Raw genomic sequence first — 2537 nt, 5'->3', positions numbered from 1 at the left:
GGTCGGGCGCGCGATCCCTCCTCGTCGAGGTCCCCGCGGCCGACGCCGCCCGCCTCGCCGCGACGGCCGCCGGGACCCCGCTGGCGGTCGTGGTCCACGGTTGAGATGCCCTGAAGCGGCACGGCCGGCTGGTATCGTCACCGGATCCGGTGAGAAGACCCGTCTGGGAAAGGGGCGCCACGAATGCTCAAGGGTTTCAAGGAATTCATCATGCAGGGCAACGTGATCGATCTGGCGGTCGCCGTCGTGATCGGCACCGCGTTCGCCTCCATCGTCGACGCGTTCACCAGCGCGATCATCAACCCGCTGATCGCGCTGCTCGGTGGGGACCGCGAGATCGGGTTCGCCGTCCAGCTCCTGGACGGCAATCCCGAGACGGTCATGGACTTCGGGATGCTCATCACCGCGATCATCAACTTCCTGCTGATCGCGGCCATCATCTACTTCGTCCTGGTCGGGCCGATGAACAAGATGAAGGAGGCCGCCGCCAAGCGCAAGGGCATCGAGGCCCCCGCATCGGACAACGACCTCCTCGTGGAGATCCGCGACCTGCTCGCCGGCCGCCCGCTCACGCACCCGTCCGAGCCGGACAGCCCGTCGAGCAACGCCTGATCGACTCCGGTCCGCGTTCCACGGTCTACGTCCCCCGCCCCGTCGGCGCCGTCATGGCCTGCGGGGCGTCGGCGTCTGCCGGAGGTGGCGCTGCGTCGCCGTGGAGTCAGCCGTGATGCGGCGGACGCTGATCGCGCCACCAGTCGTCGTCGATCCGACTGTCCGCGGTGCGCGCCTCGTCCGAGGTCGTCTCGGGCAGGATCTCCCCGAACACCTCGTCGAGTCGCGCCCAGTCCACCGGCCGCGGATCCGTCACAGTTCGTCGAAGGCGGACAACTGCGCCACCACGTACGAGACGAGCGGGCACAGGGTCGCCATCCCGTCGCGGATGGCCGCGCGGCTCGGCGCGAGGTTGGCGACCACCGTGCTTCCGGACACCCCCACGTAACCGCGCGAGACGATCGAGTCCACCGCGCCGGCCGTGAGACCCGACGACCGGATGGCCTCGGCGATGCCGGGCAGTCGCTGGTCGAGGATCTCCTCGGTGACCTCGGGCGTGATGTCCCGGGGACCGACCCCGGTGCCCCCCACCGTCACGACGAAGTCGAATCCACCGACCACCGCCGTCTCGAGGGCCTTGCGCACCTCCGCCTCGTCCGACGCCACGCCCACGACACCACCGACGAGGAACCCCTCCTCCTCGAGGAGCTCCGTGACCAGCGGACCGATGGAGTCCTCCCGCTCGTTGAGGCGGTCGGTCACCACCACGACCATGGCGCGTCCGGCGATCTGCGGCTCGACCGGCTCGACGGCCGCGGGGTCGAAGTCCATACCGGTGGGGAGCTTGCGGCCTCCGGGCAGAGCCCGCGGGTCAAATCTGGTGCTCATCTGGCCTCTCCCAGCATCACGTCTACGGTGTTCGGCGAATCGCCCTCACGAGAAGCATAGGTGACGGTCACGGTGTCCCCCGGCGCCTGGGACCGGATGGCCGCGACGAGCGCGTCGCCGCCCTCGATGAGCCGTTCCCCCACCCCGGTGATGACCGCGCCCTGCTCGATCCCCGCACGCTCGGCGGGTCCCCCCGGCTCGACGGCACGCACCAGCGCGCCGTCGCCCTCCGGCGAGTCGCTGACCGAGACCCCGAGCACCGCGCGGGTCGCGTACTGCTGCTTGATCAGCTGGTCGGCGATCCGCCTGGCCTGGTCCACCGGGATGGCGAAGCCCAGGCCGATCGATCCCGAATTGCCCGATCCCAACGACGCGATGGCCGAGTTGATCCCGACCAGTTCGCCGTTCATGTTGACCAGCGCACCGCCCGAGTTGCCCGGGTTCACGGCGGCGTCGGTCTGGATGGCGTCGATCACCGTGCTCTGGTCCGACTGGGCGCCGCCGGCCCGCACCGGGCGGTTCAGCGCGGAGACGATGCCGGTCGTGACGGTACCCGACAACCCCAGTGGCGACCCCACCGCGGCCACGGCCTGTCCCTCGGTCAACGTCGCCGAGGTGCCCAGGGCGATGGGGGTGAGCGGGCGGGAGGTCTCCGCCTTGATGACCGCGATGTCGGTGGCCGGGTCCGTGCCGACGACGCTCGCGGGAGCCTTGGAGCCGTCGTCGAAACGCACCTGGATCTGGCCCCCGGCGAGAGCTGCGCCGATGACGTGGCTGTTGGTGATGATGAGGCCGTCGGCGGTCAGCACCACCCCGGACCCCTCGCCGCGGCCCGTCTGGGAACGCACGTCGATCGACACGACGCTCGGCAGCACCTTGTCCGCCACCGCCTCGACGGTGCCGTCGGGCGCCGTCCCCTCGGGCTGGGTCGCGCTGATGGGCGAGGACAACCCCGCCGCGGACCCACCGGCGACCGTCGCACCGATCCACCCACCGAGCCCACCGGAGACGAGCATGGCGGCCACGATGCCGGCCGCGAGCAGGCCCCGGCCCGACTTCCGTTGGCCCTGCGGCGTCCCGGGCTCCACACCCGGCCC

4 protein-coding genes are annotated in these 2537 nt (G+C 71.0%); 1 reads left to right on the top strand and 3 read right to left on the bottom strand.

Annotated features, from left to right (window positions below; translation table 11 throughout):
• Positions 1-183 precede the first annotated feature (183 nt).
• Positions 184-612 carry a large conductance mechanosensitive channel protein MscL gene (gene mscL, locus G6024_RS13915; RefSeq protein ID WP_067713269.1) on the top strand — a complete coding sequence of 143 codons (429 nt, stop codon included), beginning with the start codon at positions 184-186 and terminating at the stop codon, positions 610-612.
• 106 nt (positions 613-718) lie between these two features.
• Here the strand turns inward: mscL and G6024_RS13910 are convergent, their stop codons facing one another.
• From G6024_RS13910 to G6024_RS13900, 3 genes are all read right to left on the bottom strand, one after another.
• Positions 719-868: a hypothetical protein gene (locus G6024_RS13910; protein WP_182640395.1), complete on the bottom strand. Its 150-nt coding sequence runs from the start codon at positions 866-868 to the stop codon at positions 719-721.
• On the bottom strand, positions 865-1383 hold the full coding sequence (locus tag G6024_RS13905; RefSeq protein ID WP_200841576.1) for a MogA/MoaB family molybdenum cofactor biosynthesis protein: 519 nt from the start codon (positions 1381-1383) through the stop codon (positions 865-867). The genes G6024_RS13910 and G6024_RS13905 overlap by 4 nt, the downstream gene beginning before the upstream one ends.
• Before the next feature lie 53 nt (positions 1384-1436).
• The coding region (locus G6024_RS13900) for a S1C family serine protease (RefSeq protein WP_478213494.1) at positions 1437-2537 on the bottom strand (1101 nt) is incomplete at its 5' end.

The sequence above is a fragment of the Dietzia maris genome (genome assembly GCF_014144855.1).
Lineage (GTDB): Bacteria > Actinomycetota > Actinomycetes > Mycobacteriales > Mycobacteriaceae > Dietzia > Dietzia kunjamensis.
The sequence above is the reverse complement of the archived record's forward strand: the minus strand, read 5'-3'. Positions and strand labels throughout refer to the sequence as shown.

What these genes read in the sequence shown, in the direction of transcription:
- mscL (WP_067713269.1), top strand. Translation starts at nt 184, where the DNA reads ATGCTCAAGGGTTTCAAGGAATTCATCATGCAGGGCAACGTGATCGAT.
- G6024_RS13905 (WP_200841576.1), bottom strand. Translation starts at nt 1,383, where the DNA reads ATGGACTTCGACCCCGCGGCCGTCGAGCCGGTCGAGCCGCAGATCGCC.